15 protein-coding genes and 1 pseudogene are annotated in these 18,880 nt (G+C 69.4%); 6 read left to right on the top strand and 10 right to left on the bottom strand.

All coding sequences use genetic code 11. The features are described 5' to 3' along the window. Positions 1 to 211 precede the first annotated feature (211 nt). Positions 212 to 583, bottom strand: a pseudogene (locus tag ACWDA7_RS38760) (alpha/beta fold hydrolase); the annotation flags it as partial. Between the two features lie 185 nt (positions 584 to 768). Continuing rightward, positions 769 to 1,236 (bottom strand): winged helix-turn-helix transcriptional regulator, encoded by a 468-nt coding sequence (locus ACWDA7_RS38755; protein ID WP_450610913.1) that lies wholly within the window; start codon positions 1,234 to 1,236, stop codon positions 769 to 771. A gap of 89 nt (positions 1,237 to 1,325) precedes the next feature. Between ACWDA7_RS38755 and ACWDA7_RS38750 the strand changes: the two genes are divergently transcribed. Next, complete coding sequence (locus tag ACWDA7_RS38750) at positions 1,326 to 1,820, top strand: PaaI family thioesterase (RefSeq protein WP_450610911.1); 495 nt, start codon at positions 1,326 to 1,328, stop codon at positions 1,818 to 1,820. A 78-nt stretch (positions 1,821 to 1,898) separates the two neighbouring features. Here ACWDA7_RS38750 and ACWDA7_RS38745 read toward each other — a convergent pair whose 3' ends face one another. From ACWDA7_RS38745 to ACWDA7_RS38730, 4 genes are all read right to left on the bottom strand, one after another. Further along, complete coding sequence (locus ACWDA7_RS38745; protein ID WP_450610909.1) at positions 1,899 to 2,423, bottom strand: GNAT family N-acetyltransferase; 525 nt, start codon at positions 2,421 to 2,423, stop codon at positions 1,899 to 1,901. Between the two features lie 79 nt (positions 2,424 to 2,502). Further along, a complete protein-coding gene (locus tag ACWDA7_RS38740) occupies positions 2,503 to 4,848 on the bottom strand; it encodes a glycoside hydrolase family 65 protein (protein ID WP_450610907.1) in 2,346 nt (781 codons plus the stop codon). Continuing rightward, positions 4,845 to 5,036: a hypothetical protein gene (locus ACWDA7_RS38735; RefSeq protein ID WP_450610905.1), complete on the bottom strand. Its 192-nt coding sequence runs from the start codon at positions 5,034 to 5,036 to the stop codon at positions 4,845 to 4,847. The genes ACWDA7_RS38740 and ACWDA7_RS38735 overlap by 4 nt, the downstream gene beginning before the upstream one ends. A 104-nt stretch (positions 5,037 to 5,140) precedes the next feature. Then, complete coding sequence (locus ACWDA7_RS38730; RefSeq protein WP_450610903.1) at positions 5,141 to 6,724, bottom strand: CYTH and CHAD domain-containing protein; 1,584 nt, start codon at positions 6,722 to 6,724, stop codon at positions 5,141 to 5,143. A 350-nt stretch (positions 6,725 to 7,074) separates the two neighbouring features. Here ACWDA7_RS38730 and ACWDA7_RS38725 point away from each other — a divergent pair, with 350 nt between their 5' ends. After that, positions 7,075 to 8,550: a glycoside hydrolase family 47 protein gene (locus tag ACWDA7_RS38725; RefSeq protein ID WP_450610901.1), complete on the top strand. Its 1,476-nt coding sequence runs from the start codon at positions 7,075 to 7,077 to the stop codon at positions 8,548 to 8,550. Positions 8,551 to 8,963: 413 nt separating this feature from the next. After that, a complete protein-coding gene (locus tag ACWDA7_RS38720; protein WP_450610900.1) occupies positions 8,964 to 9,311 on the top strand; it encodes a DUF1330 domain-containing protein in 348 nt (115 codons plus the stop codon). Between the two features lie 57 nt (positions 9,312 to 9,368). On the opposite strand, the gene ACWDA7_RS38715 is transcribed toward ACWDA7_RS38720, so the two are convergent. Beyond that, positions 9,369 to 10,154, bottom strand: coding sequence for a polysaccharide deacetylase family protein (locus tag ACWDA7_RS38715; protein ID WP_450610898.1), 786 nt, complete (start codon positions 10,152 to 10,154; stop codon positions 9,369 to 9,371). A gap of 248 nt (positions 10,155 to 10,402) precedes the next feature. Next, the gene (locus tag ACWDA7_RS38710) at positions 10,403 to 10,834 is read right to left on the bottom strand and encodes a MarR family winged helix-turn-helix transcriptional regulator (protein ID WP_450610917.1); all 432 of its coding nucleotides are present in this window, start codon (positions 10,832 to 10,834) and stop codon (positions 10,403 to 10,405) included. Between the two features lie 126 nt (positions 10,835 to 10,960). Between ACWDA7_RS38710 and ACWDA7_RS38705 the strand changes: the two genes are divergently transcribed. Continuing rightward, complete coding sequence (locus tag ACWDA7_RS38705; protein WP_450610915.1) at positions 10,961 to 12,382, top strand: DHA2 family efflux MFS transporter permease subunit; 1,422 nt, start codon at positions 10,961 to 10,963, stop codon at positions 12,380 to 12,382. 183 nt (positions 12,383 to 12,565) lie between these two features. After that, complete coding sequence (locus ACWDA7_RS38700) at positions 12,566 to 12,850, top strand: hypothetical protein (protein ID WP_450610896.1); 285 nt, start codon at positions 12,566 to 12,568, stop codon at positions 12,848 to 12,850. A gap of 275 nt (positions 12,851 to 13,125) precedes the next feature. On the opposite strand, the gene ACWDA7_RS38695 is transcribed toward ACWDA7_RS38700, so the two are convergent. Together ACWDA7_RS38695 and ACWDA7_RS38690 are read right to left on the bottom strand one after the other, a co-directional pair. Next, a complete protein-coding gene (locus tag ACWDA7_RS38695; protein WP_450610894.1) occupies positions 13,126 to 15,666 on the bottom strand; it encodes a discoidin domain-containing protein in 2,541 nt (846 codons plus the stop codon). A 339-nt stretch (positions 15,667 to 16,005) separates the two neighbouring features. Then, complete coding sequence (locus ACWDA7_RS38690; RefSeq protein WP_450610892.1) at positions 16,006 to 17,391, bottom strand: FAD-binding oxidoreductase; 1,386 nt, start codon at positions 17,389 to 17,391, stop codon at positions 16,006 to 16,008. A 616-nt stretch (positions 17,392 to 18,007) separates the two neighbouring features. On the opposite strand from ACWDA7_RS38690, the gene ACWDA7_RS38685 reads away from it, so the two are divergent. Then, entirely contained in the window at positions 18,008 to 18,637 is a 630-nt protein-coding gene (locus tag ACWDA7_RS38685) for a DUF3566 domain-containing protein (protein ID WP_450610890.1), read from the top strand. The last annotated feature ends 243 nt before the right edge of the window (positions 18,638 to 18,880 follow it).

The following is an 18,880-nucleotide window of genomic DNA, read 5'->3' as shown; positions in this document are numbered from 1 at the left end:
GACACGATCCGTGTCGCCGGACGCGGCGCGAACGCGGGAGACCAGTGCATCCACCACCGTTCGGGATGCGCCAGTTGACCAGGACTGGGTACAAGGCTCACTCCTGCTCACTGACTAGGAACGGTTGATGTGCCCCACCAACGCCGGTACGACGAACAGGAATCCGCTCACCGGGCCTCGGCCCCGGTCAGCTCGGCCCGCGAGACTTCCTGGCAGCGGTGGCCGGTTCGGACTCGATCAGGCTGACACTTGCCGTTCGCTCCGGGTGGCGTACCGCGTACCCGAAGGCGATCGTTCCGCCATAGGAGTTGCCGACGAGATGCACGGGACCGGTCACCTCCAGCCGGTCGAGCAGGGCCTCCAGGTCGTCGATGTTGTGGTCCAGGGTGTAGCCCTCAACCGGGCGTTGACTGCGGCCGTGGCTCCTCAGGTCGTACATGACCACGTCGAACCCGACCGCCGCGAACGCCGGGGCCACGGTGAAGTAGTAGCTGGCCAGGCTGTCGGTGAGCAGACAGTGGACCAGCACCGCCGTGGCGGCCGGGCGGCCGACCCTCGGGCCGAGTCTCTGCAGTCCGAACACGGCGAAGACATGCGGCCGTGCCCGGACCAGACCGGTGCTACGGTGCGCAACGATTCAACTACGTCTGATCACGGCTTCGTTACCGTTCCGTGTCTCCTGTGGCGGGGCGGGCTGTGGCTCGGCCGGCACCGGGTGGCCGGGCCTGCTCGGCCGGGCGCCGGCGGTCCACTCCGTCCGGTGCGCGATCAGGCCAGGGCGTGTGCGGAGGCGCCGGGCTTCGTGTAGGCCTGCCACGGCGTGAGGGGCCCGTGCTCGTCGGCGCAGACGACGGCGATCTCCAGCGGCCGGCCGCAGTCGCGATGGCGAACCTCCAGGGGTGGTCCCTCCGGGTCCGCGGTGTAGTGGTCGCCCCACTGCTTGAGGGCGAGCATCACGGGCCACAGATCCCAGCCTTTGCGGGTGAGCCGGTACTCGTGGCGGGTGCGCCGGCCCGGCTCGCGGTAGGGGACGGTGTCCAGGATCCCGGCGGCTACGAGCTTGCGCAGCCGGTCCGCCAGTACCGCCTCGGACAGTCCCACGTGCCGGCGGAAGTCGTCGAAGCGGCGTACGCCGTTCATCGCGTCGCGCACCACCAGCAGGGACCACTTCTCGCCGATCAGGTCGAGGGTGCGCTGCACGGTGCAGTTCTCGGGGCTGGTCTCGAGCCAGGTCATACCGACATCCTAGGCTGGCTTCGGCATTGACAGCCAGAGGTGTGACTAGCTAGCTTCAAATGGTGCAGTCAGCAGAGGAAGGGACGTCAATGACCAGGTCGCGCACGTTCGAGTGGGAGGACCCGAGGGTCTCCGCAGCCGCCGTCGGGCAGCAGAGCGGGCTCGACTTCCTGCGCGCCGTGCTGAGTGGTCGTCTGCCGGCCCCGCCCATCGCCGCGACCCTCGGATTCGCCCTGGAGGAGGTCGAGTTCGGCCGCGCCGTCTTCGTCCTGGAACCGGGGGAGGAGCACTACAACCCCATCGGCAGCGTTCACGGCGGCGTCTACGCCACCCTGCTCGACTCCGCCGCCGGCTGTGCCGTGCAGTCCGTCCTCCCGGCGGGCATGGGATACACCTCGCTCGACCTGACCCTGAAGTTCCTCCGCCCGATCACCGTCGACACCGGGAAGGTCCGCGCCGTCGGCACCGTCCTCAACCAGGGCCGCCGCACCGCTCTGGCGCAGGCCCAGCTGCTCGACTCCGAGGAGCGTCTGCTCGGCCACGCCACCAGCAGCTGCATGCTCTTCCCCGTGCCGGCGAGCTGAGAGCAGATCCGCCCTCTTCGGGCTCGCCGGGTGCCCGGCCAGGCCGTTCCACCGCGGTCCCGGCTCGTGCCGCAGGCGTCACTCCTGGCCGGCGAGCTCACCGCGCAGCACGGAGTAGATGACCATGTCGCGCCAGGCGCCGCCTCGGAAGCAGGCTCCGCGCAGCACGCCCTCCCGGGTGAAGCCGGCCGACTCTAGCGACCGCTGCTCGGCGACGTTGACGATCTCGGTGCTCGCCTCGACCCGGTTGACCTGAGTGTGTGAGAACAGATACTCGGCGAGCCCGCGCTGAGCGAGCGTGCCGAAGCCCTTGCCGCGTTCGGCCGTCAGCAACGCGATACCGATGTTCCAGCAGGGCGAGGCCGGGCCCTGCAGGACCTGGTGCCACTGCACCTCGCCGACGAAGCGATCGTCGCCCGCGGCGACGGCCAGCCGTCCACCCTGGGCTGAGATGAAGCCCTCGGCCCACGTCCGGCGCAGCTGACCGGGATTCCGGTGGCCGAAGAAACCGAGTTCCCCGGCCTCCGCCGGGTCTTCGTACAGGCGTTCCAGCAGGCTGAGATCGCGGTCGAGGACAGGACGCAGACGTATGGGTTCGGACATGGCGTCACACTAGCCAGCGCTTTTGGCACTGTGGCGCGGGGTGGCGTCCTCTCCGCGGGCCCCGTTCCGCGCCGTGCGCTCAGTGGGGGCGCTCGGGGCGGCGTCCCGGGGGTTGGGTGGGGCTCGGCATGGGGGCCAACGGCTTGAGGGGCCGGACCAGCGGAGCGTCACGTGACACCGTCAGCGGCTCGCGGTAGTGGGTGAACTTGAAGGTGTCGCCCTCCACGAGGGTGTACTTGGCCTCGGATTCGGTGATCTCGACGCGCAGGCACTTGCCGCGGGCGTGCACCGAGAAGGCGAGACGAGTGAGCCGGTCCGGCAGCCGGGGAGCGAAGTGGAGGGTGTCGTACGTATGACGCATGCCTCCGAAACCGGCGACCAGTGCGATCCAGGAGCCCGCCAGTGAGGCGATGTGCAGGCCGTCGCGGGTGTTCTTCTCCAGATCGTCCAGATCCATCAGCGCTGCCTCGCACAGGTAGTCGTAGGCCAGACGCAGATGGCCGACTTCGGCGGCGATGACGGCCTGGACGCATGCCGAGAGCGAGGAGTCGCGGACCGTGATCGGTTCGTAGTAGGCGAAGTTCCGCGCCTTCTGACCCTCGTCGAAGGCGTCGCTGCGCAGGTACATCGCGAGCACGAGGTCCGCTTGCTTGACCACTTGCTTGCGGTACAGCTCGACGTACGGGAAGTGCAGCATCAGCGGGTAGTCCTCGGGCCCGGTCCGGGTGAAGTCCCAGACCTGGTGGCGGGTGAAGCCCGCGGCCTGCTCATGGATGCCCAGGGCACTGTTGTAGGGCACGGCCATCGCTTTGGCGGCGGCCCGCCACGCGTCGATCTCCTCCTCGTCCACGCCGAGCGCGGCGGCCTGTGCGGGGTGGCGTTCGACGGAGTCGGCGGCGGCCTGCATGTTGGCCTGGGCCATCAGATTCGTATAGACGTTGTCGTCCGAGAGTGCGCTGTACTCGTCGGGGCCGGTGACGCCGTCGATGTGGAAGGTGCCCCGGGAGTCGTGGTGGCCGAGCGAATGCCACAGCCGGGCGGTCTCCACCAGCAGCTCCACTCCTGTGTCGCGCTCGAAGTCCTTGTCACCGGAGACCGCGACATAGCGCAGGACGGCGTGGGCGATGTCGGCGTTGATGTGGAAGGCCGCCGTTCCGGCCGGCCAGTAGCCCGAGCATTCCGCGCCGTCGATGGTGCGCCACGGGAACGCGGCGCCTCTCAGCCCCAGTTGCGCGGCCCTGTCACGTGCTGCCGGCAGCGTGTCCCGGCGCCAGTGGAGCGCCGCGGTGACGCTGCGCGGGTGGATGAAGGTGAGCACCGGCAGTACGAACGTCTCGGTGTCCCAGAAACAGTGCCCGTCGTATCCCGAGCCGGTCAGGCCCTTGGCGGGGATGGCGCGGTGCTCGGCCCGGGCCGCGGCCTGCAGGACGTGGAAGAGTGCGAAGCGGACGGCCTGCTGGATCTCCGCGTCGCCTTCGACCTCCACATCGGCTTGGCCCCAGAACCCGTCCAGGTAGGCGCGCTGCTGATCCACCAGGCCCTGCCAGCCGGTGCTGTTCGCACCGGCGAGCGCGGCCTCCGCCTGGTCCCTCAGGGCCGTCAGTGAGCGCAGCGCGGACCAGCCGTAGCAGACGAACTTCTCCAGTCTCAATGTCTCCCCGGGCTTGAGGTCGGTGATGACGGTGAACCTGGCGACGTCGTCGGAACTCTCACTGAAGGTCTGGGTGGCCTCCGGGCCCTGCACGACGTGGCCGGCGGAGACCGCGATGCGCAGCCCGCTGCGCTCGGTGCGGTGGATCAGGCGCAGCCGGTCCCCCTCGGCGTAGTGCTCCTCGGCGCGCAGCGGAGACTCCAGGACGGCGGAGACCCGCGGATCCCCGCTGGCCTGCGGCAAGGGCTCGTTGGCGACGAGTTCGGACTGGATGACGAGCCGCACCTCTTCGTCCAGCGGTTCCACCTCGTAGGCGATCGCGGCGGCGGCCCGATGAGTGAAGGAGACCAGGCGCGAGGAGCGCAGACGGACGGCCTTGCCCACCGGGGAGACCCACTCGCACGTGCGGTGCAGCACGCCCGCCCGTAGATCAAGCACCCGTTCGTGCGCACGGAGCTGTCCGTACCGCAGGTCGACCTGCTCGTCGTCGACCAGGAGCCGGATGAGCTTGCCGTCGGTGACGTTGATGACCGTCTGGCCGGATTCCGGGTAGCCGTATCCGGCCTCGGCGTAGGGCAGGGGGTGCACTTCGTGGACGCCGTTGAGGTAGCAGCCCGGCAGCCCGTTCGGCTCACCCTCCTCGAGGTTGCCGCGCCATCCGATGTGCCCGTTGGACAGCGCGAACACCGATTCGCTCTGAGCCAGTACGTCCCAGTGGAGCCCGGTCTCGCGCACGCACCAGGGTTCGACCTCGTAGGCGGGATGAGTGATCACGGCGACTCCTCCAGCAGCTCGGCCACGTCCTGGACCACGAAGGTGCCGCGCCGCGCCTTGCCCGGCAGCGAGCGCTCCGCGGCGACGCCGTCGATCCTCGCGCCGGGTTGCTCCTCGCTCCCCGCCTGGACGAGGCTGTCGCGGCCGTAGGCCCTGGAGGATGTGTCCGGAAGGCCCAGATTTGCCATAGATGATCCTTGCCCGTTGTGTCCTCCCTCCATGCCAACGGTCCACGGGCAGGACCGTGCAGTCCGGCAAGCGGGCCCCTGACGCGGGGCCCGCTTGCCGCCGCTCACTGCGTCAGGGCAGCAGAGCGCGTGAGGCCCTCCGGGGCCGGCGCGGGGCACCTGAGTGCCTTGCGCAGACGACGGTCGGAGGCCTGTCGCCACATCAGCGGGAGCTCCTTCTCCTTGGAGCGCGACGCGGCCCGTTCCTGACCGTGGAGCAGACCCCAGGTGAAGCCGGGCTCGCCCGCCACATGCGCTGCGACGGCCAGACGCCGGAGCACACCGCGCGCCACCACGCTGTCGTGGTGATCACCACTCACCTGCTGTACCGCCTTGATGCGCTTGGCGATACGCCGGGCGGGCTTGCCCAGGGCCGGGCGGGCGGCCTGAGCGGCGTAGCGCAGCCGTTTTGCCGCCTTGCGGGCCTGGTGGATGGCGGTGTCGCGGTCCGGCCCCGACGGCAGTTCCAGAGCGAGGACCATGCGCCGCTGCAGCCTGCCGTACTCCTTCCCGAGCACTTTGACCATGACCTTCTCGGGCTTGCCTGCGGCTTTGGCGCGCAGTGGCGGCCGTGCGCTCAGCTCGCCGAGGCGGTCCAGCAGCGTCGTGTAGCGGGGCGAGTTGAGTGCGTCCAGGGTGCGTCGGCGGCCCGCGGCCCGCTGCGCGACGTCCCATGCCCTCAGGCGCGCGGCGACGGGGCCGAGGAGCAGCTCGCCGGGCAGTTCCCGCACACCTGTGCTCAGGCGGTCGTTCAGCACTTCGTGGTCACGCTCCGCCCCGAGCTCTCCGGCCAGCCACTTCAGTTCCGCGCGGATGGGTTCGGTGACCTCGCGATCGAGGACGGCACGGTAGGCGCGCAGGGTTCCGCGCAGGTGGCGGCAGGTGACGCGCATCTGGTGCACCGCGTCGGGAGCGCTGCGGCGGACCGCGGGATCCAGGTCCACCAGAGCCTGCACCTCGTCGGCCAGATAGCTGGACAGGTACGCACCGGCAGAGCCGGGAGCGGCGGCTCCTTGCGGCTCTCGGTCGCCGCCCTCGTGCGGTGCCGTCTCCGCCAGGGCGTGGGCGAGCTTGGACGGGCTCCGGTCGCGAGCGACGCCCTTCTTGCCCAGTACCTTGTCGATGCGATTCAGCAGTGCGGGGTCGGCGCCCTCGGCGAGCTCCACCTCCAGCTCGGTCCATTCGGTGTGGCCGCCCTCATGCAGCAGTGAGTCGGCACGGACCGTGTCCAGACTCAGCTCGGCGAGCGCACCGCCGTCGGCGTCGACCAGGTCGCGCACGGAACGGGTGGTGCGCAGGTGCAGCACGGGCCGAAGCGGCACGCCGTGCGTCCGGGAAAGGGTCAGCTCACGCAGCTCCTCCGGTATCTCCTCGGCCAATGGGACATGGATCTCCTCCCGGCTGTCGTCGACCAGGGGCAGCTTGAGATGCCAGCCGGCGTCCGTGCCGCCAGTCCTGCGCCGTAGGGTTGCCGAGCTGCGGTTGAGCCGGAGATCGGCGGTGTCGTAGTAGACGGCGTCCAGCTCCTGGATCCCGCGGTCGACCAGCGACTCGACACGATCCACACCGATCAGATCGGGCAGCCACGAGACGTCGTCCACAGCAGGTGCCATGTACTTGCGTTCTGTCTCTATTTTCGACTGGGCCATACAGTGCCCGTTGACACAATCCGCGGTCTCAAACACGACGAGGTCCGGGGCGCCCGCTGTCGCGAACCCTCAGCCGGGGCGGAAGGGCGCTGGTCCGCGGGCCGGACAGAGCCGCGAGAGGGCGGCACCCGCGGCGCCTCACCGCCAGGGGACGGCTCTCCCGGGCGGCCGTACGCCGCCGACGGCGATCATTGCCGTACGACACGAGCAGTGTCACCCGGTGGCGGGTCGCCGAGGCGTGATACGGCGTGCTGTCGCGACAGACAGTGACAAATCGTGCACAATGTGGCGCTCTGTGATCCGCTACGGCCGGAAGGTTCCGCACCATGACGCGCCTCGGGAGGCCTCGTGTGCACGACCCCTTGCGCCGCGGTTTCCTGAGCGCTGTGTCGGCGCTCGCCGGGACCGCCGTCGTGGGGGCGCTGAGTACGGTGCCGCGTGCGACCGCACCTTCGTCCAGGGTCACCGGAGCAGAGCCGAGCATGTCGCCGATCTCGAAGACGGGGCCTGCGGACGGGCAGAAGGCACAGGAGATCCGGGCCGAGTTCCTGCACGCCTGGAACGGCTACCGGACGTACGCGTGGGGCCATGACGAGGTGCTGCCGGTCTCGGGCGGATACCGTGAGTTCTTCTCCAGGCGGTATCCCGTGGGCCTGTCCATCGTCGAAGCCCTCGACACCCACTACGTCATGGGCCTGGACGACGAGGTCGACCGCAGCGTGCGCTGGATCCGATCGCATCTGGACTTCGACCTGGACGCCGACTTCCTCGTCTTCGAAGCGATCATCCGCCTGGTGGGCGGCCTGCTGGCCGGTCATCTCGCCACCGGCGACAAGGAGTTGCTCGCCCGGTGCGTGGACTTGGCGAACCGGCTGCTGCCCGCCTTCACCAAGTCCCCCACCGGGATGCCCTATCGGAGGGTCAATCTGCGCACCGGCGCGGTGTCGGGTGCCACGGTGCCACTGGCGGAGATCGGCACGAACATCCTGGAACTGGGGGTCCTGTCGCAGCTCACCGGCGACCCCCGGTACTACCTGGCCGCCAAGCGTTCTCTTGCGGCGGCGGTGGAGCACCGCTCGTCCATCGATCTGATGGGCACCAGCATGAACGTGGAGAGCGGCCGGTGGGTCGACGGACGGGACGTCGCCCCCAATCCGCCCGTGGACTCCTTCTACGAGTACCTGTGGGGCGGTTGGGCCATGTTCGGCGACCGCGACTGCCTGCGCTGGTTCCGCATGTTCGACGCCTCCCTCAAGAAGCACCTCGCGGAGCGAGTGGGCGGCCTGCTCTGGTTCAAGCAGGTCGACCACCTCACCGCGGCCACGCTGAGCCGCCTGCAGTCCAGCCTGGCCGTCTGCATCCTGTCCGCGGGCGGCGACGATCAACTGGCCGCGGACTACTACTTGTCCTGGACCGCCGTCCAGGACAAGTACATCGTGATCCCGGAGGAGATCGACTACACCCATCTCACCGTCCGGGTGCCCGACAACGCGCTGCGCCCGGAGTACGCGAACTGCGCCTTCGATCTCTACCGGCGGACTGGGGACCCGTTCTACCGGACCACCGCCTGGCGCTACTTCACGAACCTCAAGGCCTACCACAGGGTCCCGGGCGGCTACACCATCGTGACCGATGTGACGAAGCGCCCCATGACCAAGGGCGACTACTGTCCCGCGTACGTCTTCGCCGAGAACTTCAAATGGCTCTACCTCACCTTCGCGGACGCCCCGCGTTTCGACTACGACAGCGGCTACCTCAGCACGGAGGCGAAGATCCTCCGCGGACTGCGCCGCACTGTCACCGGCCCCCCGTCACCAGCGAAGTGACGCCGGGGCTCTGACCTCGGCAACCACCCGCCGTCGCGCACACCCCGCATGCGCTCTGCCGGGGCAGCCGCCACCCTGCGACTCACCCTTCTGTCCGGCTTCCTTGCGAGGTAATCGAGCGTCTCTAACTGGCTTAGCGAGCCTGAGCGTTGCTCAGCCTTGGGAGCCAATCGCCTTCGTGCCCTGGTACTGAACGACAGGAGCCGCCAGCCCGCGTGGCACGTCCCCCCGGACGCTGGTCGACCGGGCCGCAAGACCCGACCGAGGAGGGTGCCCGACGTCGCCTGGGCGCCGGGCATGCGCGTAGCACTCTGCCACAGGTTCACTACGCTTCGCTAATCCAAACTGGTGAGCCTGCGCCCTCCGCATGTCACGATCGACTGCGTACGGAGCCGACCGACCGGGAGGACGCCATGCCCGCCTATGCCATTGCCCACTTGCAAGAGGCCGCCCCGCATCCGGAGATCGCCGAGTACATCGAGCGCATCACCGCCACCTTCGAGCCGTACGGCGGCCGTTTCCTCGTCCACGCCGCGCAGCACGAGGTGAAGGAGGGCAGCTGGCCCGGACACGTCGTCGTGATCGCCTTCCCCGGGATCGACGAAGCGCGGGCCTGGTGGGACTCACCGCAGTACCAGGAGATCGCGCCGCTGCGCTCACGGCACATCGAAGGCGACATCATCCTGGTCCCGGGCGTTCCGAACGGCTACGACCCGGCCGGCACGGCCCGGGCGATGCGCGAATCCCTGCTCGCGCAGTAGCCCTCGGACCCCGGTCCGGCCCGGCGGACTCTTGGAACAGGTCCCGACGAGCCGTGCTCAGCGCACCGGAAAACCGAAGGAGTACCCCTGCTGCTTCAGCCACGGCAGGACCTGGCGCAGGGCGGCAACGGTCTGCGAGCGGTCCCCGCCCGCGTCGTGGAACAGGATGGTCGGCCCGTTGCGGACCTCGTTCCTGACGGTGGCGACGATGGTGTCCGTGCCGGGACGCTCGAAGTCCTTCGAGTCGACGTTCCAGCCGAGCGGCCGCATGCCGTGGGAGGCGGCGAGCTTGCGGCTGAAGGGGGTGAAGGCACCGCCAGGGGCCCGGTAGTAGAGCGGCCGCACGCCCCCGGACGCCTCGGTGATCATGCGTTGGGCGTCGAGGATCTGCTGCGACTGGTAGGTCTGGGACTTGGTGTCCATGGCGGTGTCGTGCGACACCGTGTGGTCGCACAGCCGGTGCCCGGCCGCCACCACCGACCTGACCAGATCCGGGTGGGCCCGGGCCTGGGTGCCCACCATGCAGAAGGTCGCCCGCACGCCGTTCTCCCGCAGCACCTGGAGTACCTGCGGCGTCCAGACGGGGTCCGGTCCGTCGTCGATCGTGATGTTGACGCCCCGGGCGCCGCGGTCCGAGGCATGGACGATGTCCGCCGACACCGCTGCCTGCGCGGAGCCCGGGACGGCCGCCGAAGGGGACTGCGCGACGCCCCCAGGTGCGTGCCGCCCCTCGATGGGCCCGGCCTGTGCTGTCCATACCGAGGTGGCGGCTGCCGCCGCCGTCACTCCGACGGCCGCCGCGAGCACCCGGCCGTACCAACCTCGTCCACCACGCCACCCCATGTCCGCCCCGCCCCTTGCCGTCGTTCCGGTGCCCATGCACCCGTCAGGACGGAGCCGGCCGGCCGCGGGATGCGTCCGTTACAGAGCGCGGACGATTCCGTGGGGATCTCGCGACGCGGCCTCCACCAGCGGCGCGTGACGGGGCCAAGCCCGTACGGGGCCTTGGTCCGCTACGTTGCTGATGGACAGCATCCGGGCCTCCGCGGCGCCGGGGGCGCACACGGACCGTGCAGGCGAGGCGCGCGGCGTCAGGTGGTCGCCTCGCGGATGCGGGCGAGCAACGCCCGCAACGTGGCGCGGTCCTCCGGGCCCAAGGCGGCGGTCGCCTCGGCGAGTGCGAGGCGGTCCACCTCCTCCGCCTCGCGGTGGCGGCGCAGGCCTTCGTCGGTCAGGCGCAGCAGGAATGCCCGGCGATCGCTCGGATGGCGTACGCGCTCGACCAGACCGTCGCGTTCCAGGCTGTCCACGATGCTGGTCGTGGTCCGTGCCGCCACGCCGGTCATCTCGCTCAGGTCCCGCATCCTCAGGGGCTGTTCCGCCCGGGCGAGCATCCGCAGCGCGCGCAGCCGGGCGACCGACGCTCCGTTGGCCCGGAGCCGGATCTCGACGAACTGGCGCAGTCGATGCGTCGTCTCGTAGAGCTCGTCCACCAGGATGTCGCTGCTGCCGTGCACTGCCATGTCGCTCCCCGCTCCGTTCTTCAACGTCGAATTCTATGAGCAGGACATAGTGAGTATCCTCAGTATGTGCTGCTGCCTCGACGCCCTCCCGCGCCGTCCCTCCCCGCTTTCCGCCTCAGCCAGCGCTTGGTCGTCCCTGTGATGTGCGTCAGCGTGACGTTCATCGCGATCGTCGACGGAGCGATCACCACCGTGGCCCTTCCCTCGATCGCCCGTCAGTTCGGCCTGACCACGGCCGCCCTCGACGGGGTGGTCGTGGTCTACCCGGTGTGCCTGGCCATGGCCATACCCGCCTCGGCCTGGCTGGTCGAGCGGTTCGGCGCCAAACGCGTCCTGCTCATCGCCCTCGCCGCCTTCCTCGTTTCCTCACTGCTGTGCGGCACAGCCCCCGATCTCGGCCGGCTTCTCGCGTTCCGCGCGGTCCAGGGACTCTCCGCGGGAGTGCTCTTCCCGGCCTCGGCCGCCCTGCTGTTCGCCACCTTCAACTCCGCGGAGCAGGTGCGAATCTCCCGGTACATGATCATCCCGCAGCAGATGGCGCCGGCCGCCGCGCCCGTCCTCGGGGGTCTGCTGGTGGACCACCTGTCCTGGCGCTGGGTCTTCTACGTCAACCTGCCGGTGGGCCTGCCGGCCGTGCTGTTCGGGGCGCTGTTCCTGGAACGGCACCGTGGCCACCGGCCCGGCCGGTTCGACCTGACCGGGCTGCTGCTGAGCGCCGCCTCCCTCGGCGCCCTCATGTTCGGCATCTGTGACGGCCCCAACCGCGGCTGGACCTCACCGACCGTGCTGACCTCCCTGGTGCTCGGCGGACTCCTGCTGGCCGCCGCCATCACGTACGAACTGCGCACCTCCGAACCCCTGCTGAGGCTCCGTCTCTTCGCGGACCGGCTCTTCCGGGACACCAACCTGATCAATCTGGTGGGCCTGGTGCCGATCCTGGGCGCCATGTACCTGGGCCCACTGTTCCTGCAGCAAGGACAGGGCCGCACCGCCCTGGAGTCCGGCTCCAGCACCTTCCCCGAAGCCTTCGGCGTGCTGCTCACCGTTCAGATCGCCGGTGTGCTCTACGCCAGGATCGGACCGCGGGTCATCGTCGGCTGCGGTCTGGCCGGCGTCAGCGTGGTCCTGCTGCTCTTCGCCGGTTGCGACGAGCACACCGGCCTGTGGACCTTCCGCGGCTATATGTTCCTGCTCGGCGTCGCCATGGGCGGGGTCTTCATGCCCACGATGGTGGCCTCACTGGCGACCATCGCCCGGCAGGACCTGGCCCAGGCCTCCACGCTGAACACCGTCGTACGCCAGACCGGGGGCGCCCTCGCACCCGCCGCGGTGACCACCGCTCTGGTACTGAGCACCCCGGCAGCGGCGGCCGCCGACCCTCCCATCGCCGCCTACCAGCACGCCTACCTGGCCCTGGCCGCGATCGCGGCCGTCACCTCGGTCTTCGCCTTCACCCTGCCCGACGGCCCCGCCCGAGTCGCGGCACGCGGCACTGCTGCCTCAAGCCGGTCCGCTCCGATCCGGCCTCGGCGTGAAAGCACCCACTGACCACGTCTCTCCCCGGCTGCCCGTCTCCTGGTGGCACCCAACCGGAGGAAGGCTTGTGGACAAGGAAGGACGCTCATCACAGAGAGTGCTGCACTCACCCGCTTGGCCGGTGTGAGTAGCCGATACGGACGCATTCCCGTCTCATGGCCTTGACCGCAACCCCGCTCGTGTGGGAGGTGGCAGATGTACGAGATGCGCGCCGAATGTGTGGCGACGGAGGCCGGGATCGGGCAGCTGTGGCATGTGCTCGACCCCGATGGCAGCGCCCTGTGCGGCCGGCTCATGGGGGAGCGGGCGAAACCCACGCCCGACGACCCGGGCGGCAGCGAGGAGTACTGCATCCCCTGCCTGCGGGCGATCGAGGCGGAGGCGCCGCCTTCGGCCCTGCGGCGCGCCGGGGTGGCAGTGGCCGACTGTCATCCGGGATCCGCCGTCACGGACGGGGAAGCGGTCAGACCGTCGCGCTGATGCGCCGTGACCGTCCAGGCCGCGGACCGTGGTGCCCGGCCACGACGGCATCGGCGGAACCCAGGTTCTTGTGCGGCGAGCACGCGGCATGAGGGGTTTGTGCCGGACCGGCAGGACCTGCCGACTCGCCGCGGTGCAACTCCCGGCTGAACGCGTGGCCCGGCTGGGGCGCGAGGCGCGGTGCCGCGTGACGGACGGGCTCCGGTCCGGGCAGGCCGGTCCGGAGCCCCTGGTACCGGCTCGGGACATCTGGTGTCCCGAGCCGGCATCTTGCGTCAGGGGAACTGGGTGACCTTGGAGGGCACGGTGTCCGTTCCCGAGGTGGGGGAGCCGGTGTCGTTGATCACGTGGGCGTACTGACCCTTGCCGCCGAGGGAGATGACCAGGAGATCGTGCATCTTGATGCCCGGTTTGACGGGCGCCTGGAAGCCGTGGGCCTGGACGATCGTCGGGTCGGCCGTGAAGTTGCAGTAGCTGCCGAGGCCCCATGCCTCATGGACGTTCACCGTGTCGGCGACCTTGTAGGCCGCGTATCCGACGATGCCGTCGTGGGTGATGGCGGCGGCGTTCGGGGCGTCGTAGGCCTTCTCGTTCTGGAAGAAGATCGTCCGGCCGCGCTCTCCGCTCCAGTAGACGTCGTACTTGTTGAAGTGCTCCACGAACAGGCCCGTGGCCAGTACGTCGTTGCCGTTGACGCGCAGGCCGAAGTCGGCGCGGTTGGTGTCCCAGCCGACTCCGCTGCCGTGGTCGGCGCGCCAGAGCCAGGTGTGGTCGATGATGACGTTGTTGCTGTTGACCACGACCGAGTTGGTGGCCAGACCGGGGCCCGCGCCGCCGATCCGGACGAACACGTCCTGCATCGTCGTGGGGTTGGCCGAGTGGTCGGCGGAGGAACCGGGCGTGCCGATCTGCAGCAGGGTGTCGGAGTTGACGGGGCCTGCGTCGATCAGGAATCCGGCGAGCTTGACCCCGTCGACATCGGCCACGTGCATCGCGTCGATCCCGTTGTCGGGGACGAGCGTGGCCAGGCCGAGCCCGAGCACCACGGTGTCGGCCCGGGTGACGTTGATGGTCTGGTCGAGGTGGTAGATGCCCGGGGTGAACAGCAGGTTGAGCCCCTGGGCGAGCGCGGCGTTGATCGTCGCGGCGCTCGCTCCCGGCTTGACCACGTAGAACTGGTCGAGCGGAAGCGAAGTGCCGGCGTTCGCGGGCCAGGACACGCCCCGTGCGTTGGTGCGCTTGGCGGGGACGAAGACCTTGTAGGCGCTGCCGTCCAGGTAGAGGAACGGCTTCTCGCGGGAGACGGGCGTGGTGTCCAGCGTGGTGTACGGGCCGGAGTCGAAGTTGGTCGCCGGGGCGCCCTGGACACCCGTGAACGTCATGTTCCACACGCCGTTGGTCCAGCCGCCGACCGAACTGTCACGGGTATACCACTGCTGCTGGGAGTAGGGTCCGACCGTGCCGTCGATCTTCGAGTCGGCGATGTAGCCGCCGGAGGCCCAACCGTAGCCATTGGGGGCGAGGTTGAGGCCGCCCTGGACATGTATCCGGCGAAACGGGGCGGCCTGGGCGACGGCCCAGCGGTCGGTCCCGTTGGAAGGCCTGATGGCGAGGTTCTCCGCCGAACGCCAGAAGTTCTGCGTCGCGTTGCCGTTGAACCAGCCCGCGTCGACGGTGATGTCACCGTTGATCTGGGTGTCGTCGGGGTTGAGGCCCAGTCCGGAGATCGAGGTGTAGAAGCCGAGTTGCGCGTTGATGCTGTTGTAGGTGCCCGGCTTCAGCAGGAACTGGTAGCGGCCGGTACCGAACTGGCTGGACTCCTGCTGGGCGAAGACCTGGTCGAACTTCTGCTGGAGGTTGGGCGTCGAGGGGTCCACGACGATGACGTTGGGACCGAGGTCACCGCCGCCCTGCACGGGAGGAGTACCGGAAGAGCCGGTGTGGACGGCGACCTCCCACAGTGAGTAGCCGTAGCCCGTCCCACGGACCGTCCCGTAGACACGGAGGTAGCGGCCCGAGCCGCTCACGTCGTAGGACGCGGTGCCGCCGGCCGCGCCCGTGACGCTCTTGAGAGTGGTCCAGCTCTGGCCGTCCGTGGAGGCCTGGATCTGGAACTCCTTGGCGTAGGCGGCCTCCCAGGTCAGATCCACCTTGCACAGGCTCTGGACCGAGCCCAGGTCGACCTGGACCCACTGTGGGTCGGAGGCCTGGCTGGACCAGCGGGTGCCGGTGTCGCCGTCGAAGGCGGCGGAGGCGGGGGTGCCCGCGTTCTCCGTGGAGGAGGCCGAGGCCTGCTTGCCCTTGGCGGCATTGGCCGGGTCGCACGAGGGCGCGGCGCCGCCGGCGGTGCCGAAGACCTGGAACTCCCAGAGGGAGTAGCCCCATTGGGTGGCCCGGTGGATGCCGTACATCCTGACGTAGCGGCCCTGGCCGGAGACGTCGAGGGAGTCGAGTCCACCGTCACCGCCGGTGACGGACTTCAGGTCGGTCCAGTTGCTGCCGTCCTCGGAGGCCTGGACCTTGTAGTCCTTGCCGTAGGCGGTCTCCCAGTTGAGGACGACCTTGGTGATCGAGGCCGTGGAGCCGAGGTCGACCTGGAGCCATTGTGTGTCACTGGCGGCCGACGACCAGCGGGTGCCGGTATCGCCGTCCACGGCGTTCGCCGCCGGGGTCCCGGCGTTCTCGTCGGACGACGAGGTGGCCGTCCTGCCCTGGGACAGAGGCGTTTCGGCCGCGGCGGCGGACGTATGGGTGGACGGCAGGGTGATCAGCGCTGCTGCGGCGGCCAGCGCGACACCCAAAGATCTCAGTGTCATGTGGGTTCCTGCGGGTCCGAAGGGTGGGGGTGCCACGACGAGCGGGGGGATCGGATACGTGCCCTGCCCTGTGCACAGACGGCCCCGGGGAGCGGCCTCCTGCGCTGCCCCGATCGGCGTGGAAGGTGAAGTAGCTTGTGAATACGCTTAGTTCACGTCTTGATTTAACTGATGAGTCGTCGCAGTGGGAAGTCCCCGAACAGCGGAATCTTTCAACTCCTGGTCACAAAGGTGGTCGTTCCGTGCGCTCGTGCGTTCAAGAAGTGGCACGGCGGGGGCGTCGGACCTGGCTCTGGGCGCCTTCCGGCACCTCGGGGCCGCCCCCGACAGGAACCGCGGTCATGCCTGCCGGGCCGGCTCGATGTTCTGATTGGCGCGGAAGAGATTGTCCGGGTCGTAGGTGCGCTTGATCCGCGCGAGCCGGTCGTAGTGGTTTCCGTACGTGGCCCGTACGCGTTCCTGGCTCTCGCCCGTGCCCATGAAGTTCACGTAGGAGCCGCCCATGGAGTACGGGTGCAGCTCCTGCCAGTAGTCGACACACCAGTGCTTGATGATCTCGGCGTTGTCGGGGTCGGGGTCGACTCCGGCCACGACGCCGGACCAGACGGCGTCCCGGTAGCCCCATGCGGTGTCGTCCGGGCCCACCCGGTGGGCGGCCCCGTCGACCGGGTAGAGGTGCAGGAGCGAGAGCGGCGTGGGAATGTTCTCGCCGTACTTGAGGTGCACGTCCAGGGCGCCATCCGGAATGCCGTCGAAGAAGTCGCCGCGCCAGTACCACTGGTGGCCGGCGGGGAGGAGGGCGTCGAACATGCTCTGCAACGCCGGGTACGGCATCCGCGTCGTGAAGTGGAAGGTCGGCCGTCCAGGCTCTTGCACCGCCGTGAACGCCTCCTCGAAGCGGCTCGGATCGCCCGTGTGGCAGCCCACGATGCCGCACATCTTCTGTCCGTGGAGCTCTTCGGGGAACGGCGGGGCGGGCGGGATCACGAAGGCCGCGAAGAAGGCGTACACGTCCTCGGGCGCCTGCGGCAGGAACTCGCGATACCACGCCAGCACATCACGGGTGCCGTCGACCGGCCACAAGGTGATCGCGACGCCGACCGTGTCCACGGGATGCAGCCGGTAGGTGAAGGAGGTGACGATGCCGAAGTTGCCGCCGCCCCCGCGCAGTGCCCAGAACAGATCCGGTGTGTCCGTCTCGTTCGCGGTGACGAAACTGCCGTCGGCCAGCACGACGTCCGCGGCCAGCAGATTGTCCACGGTCAGGCCGTGGGTGCGGGTGAGGTAGCCGTGGCCACCGCCGAGGGTCAGGCCCCCGACTCCGGTCGTCGAGATGATGCCCCCGGGAGTGGCGAGCCCGAAGGCGTGCGCGGCATGGTCGAGGTCGCCGAGCAGGCTGCCGCCGCCGACCTGGGCGATCCGGACCACGGGGTCGACCCGTACCCAGCGCATCGGGGAGAGGTCGATGGTGACGCCGTCGTCCACCAGACACAGACCGGGGCCGCTGTGCCCGCCACCCCGGACGGCGAGTTCCAGTCCGTTGTCACGGACGAAGTCGACCGCAGCCAGGACATCCGCAGCGTCCGTGCACCGCACAAGGGCGGCCGGACGCTTGTCGATCATCGCGTTGTAGACCGTGCGGGCCCGGGAGTACTCGGCGTCCTGCGGACCGATGACCGGTCCGCGCAGCGTGGCCTTCATCGCGTCCAGAGTTGCGGTGTCCATGACGATCTCCTGGTGGCGCACAGCCGGCCCGCCACAGGGCTGACTGGACCAGCGTCCCGCCAGTGACGGCTCGCTGCAATTTCAACGGCCCGCTGCTCCCGGCAGCCTGGACGGGCACGGCACCTCGGCGATCCCGCCGTCGTACCGCCCGCACTCAGAGCAGCCTCGTGTACGACGCAGCGAGCGGTGCCCGTACGCCCTTCTGGACCGCACCGGGGTGCAGGAATCTGGGTTCCCGCATAACGTCTGAAGCGCACACAAACGGGACGACGCCCGATGCAATGATGCCGGATGCCGAACCCGTTCGCCGTGAGAGGCCACCGACCGTGACGCGCTGCCGCTCCGCCCGCAGGGCGTCCATCGGGCCGAGCAGGGCCGACGCGGCGTCGACGTCTCCTTCGGGGTGACTCCGCGCTGGGCACGTACCTGCGGGCCGGGCCCCTTTCAGTACGAGACCGGCCGAACCACGCGCCACCACCTTGCCTCCGTTGCCGAGCGCCCCCCGACCAGCCAATTCGACGAGCCACCCCGCACCGCCACGGACGCCCATCTGCCTGCCCGGGCGCATCGGACGGCGCCCACAAGGGCCGCTGCGTCAGGCAAGAGGAGGAAGGACATGAGCGAAACCGAGCGCGGTGCCGGTGCCGGAGGTCCCCAGACCGAGGGGGACAGTGCCGCTGCCCGGCGCAATAGTCGACAGGACGAGCGAATACGCCACTCCAGCGCACCCACGGCAGCGGACGCGGACACAGCCGGGCCTGCGGCGCCGGACGGACGACAACCAGGCCGCCCCGACGACGGCGCCACCGCGCCACACCCCCCGAATGCGATTCAGCGGACCCCGCCCCACCGTCGCAAGCCACGGGCCCGGAACGCGCGGCTGCGGATATCGAAGGCCGACCCCTGGTCGGTGATGATGACGAGCCTCCTGATGTCGCTCGGCCTGGGCCTGGGCCTCATCGTGACCGTGCTCGCCGCATGGATCACGCTGAACGCGGCGGACCCGGATCAATGGCCGTCCTTCAGCTGGGGACGCGCCCTCGCCGTCGTCATCGTCGTACTGGTGGAAGCCGTGCTGGCCACCGCGCTGGCGACCCTGGCAGCCTTCATCTACAACTGGTCGTCGGTATGCGCCGGTGGAGTCGAGTTGACCATGGAGGAGGACGCCGCGGCTCCGACGGAACGAGATTCCCGCGCTCCGCCGGTCGATGATGTCGGATCAGGCCACGGGCCCTTGAGCGATTGAGACGTATGGTTCTTCTTCCTTTTGACACCGCGCACGCCGCCACGGTGGCCGACTGGCCGGCATCCCTGCCGGAGGTCACCATGTGGTGCGGGGGGCGCGAGTTCCCCGTGCCTGCTCGGACGATTCACCTGGTTCCTCCGAGGATGCCCTAGGAGCGTGGGTTAGTAACGAGCAAGCGGCTCTGTTGCTGCGACCCAGGGGGGCGGTTGCGGCGGCCCCGTGCGGGCTTGCGGGGTTCTGGCG

The organism is Streptomyces sp. NPDC001156 (assembly GCF_053598275.1).
The sequence above is the reverse complement of the archived record's forward strand: the minus strand, read 5'-3'. Positions and strand labels throughout refer to the sequence as shown.

Excerpts from the sequence above, each read along its gene's own strand:
- ACWDA7_RS38755 (WP_450610913.1), bottom strand. The coding sequence starts at position 1,236 with ATGACCTGGCTCGAGACCAGCCCCGAGAACTGCACCGTGCAGCGCACC.
- ACWDA7_RS38750 (WP_450610911.1), top strand. The coding sequence starts at position 1,326 with ATGACCAGGTCGCGCACGTTCGAGTGGGAGGACCCGAGGGTCTCCGCA.
- ACWDA7_RS38745 (WP_450610909.1), bottom strand. The coding sequence starts at position 2,423 with ATGTCCGAACCCATACGTCTGCGTCCTGTCCTCGACCGCGATCTCAGC.
- ACWDA7_RS38735 (WP_450610905.1), bottom strand. The coding sequence starts at position 5,036 with ATGGCAAATCTGGGCCTTCCGGACACATCCTCCAGGGCCTACGGCCGC.
- ACWDA7_RS38730 (WP_450610903.1), bottom strand. The coding sequence starts at position 6,724 with ATGGCCCAGTCGAAAATAGAGACAGAACGCAAGTACATGGCACCTGCT.
- ACWDA7_RS38720 (WP_450610900.1), top strand. The coding sequence starts at position 8,964 with ATGCCCGCCTATGCCATTGCCCACTTGCAAGAGGCCGCCCCGCATCCG.
- ACWDA7_RS38715 (WP_450610898.1), bottom strand. The coding sequence starts at position 10,154 with ATGGGGTGGCGTGGTGGACGAGGTTGGTACGGCCGGGTGCTCGCGGCG.
- ACWDA7_RS38710 (WP_450610917.1), bottom strand. The coding sequence starts at position 10,834 with ATGGCAGTGCACGGCAGCAGCGACATCCTGGTGGACGAGCTCTACGAG.
- ACWDA7_RS38700 (WP_450610896.1), top strand. The coding sequence starts at position 12,566 with ATGTACGAGATGCGCGCCGAATGTGTGGCGACGGAGGCCGGGATCGGG.
- ACWDA7_RS38695 (WP_450610894.1), bottom strand. The coding sequence starts at position 15,666 with ATGACACTGAGATCTTTGGGTGTCGCGCTGGCCGCCGCAGCAGCGCTG.
- ACWDA7_RS38690 (WP_450610892.1), bottom strand. The coding sequence starts at position 17,391 with ATGGACACCGCAACTCTGGACGCGATGAAGGCCACGCTGCGCGGACCG.
- ACWDA7_RS38685 (WP_450610890.1), top strand. The coding sequence starts at position 18,008 with ATGAGCGAAACCGAGCGCGGTGCCGGTGCCGGAGGTCCCCAGACCGAG.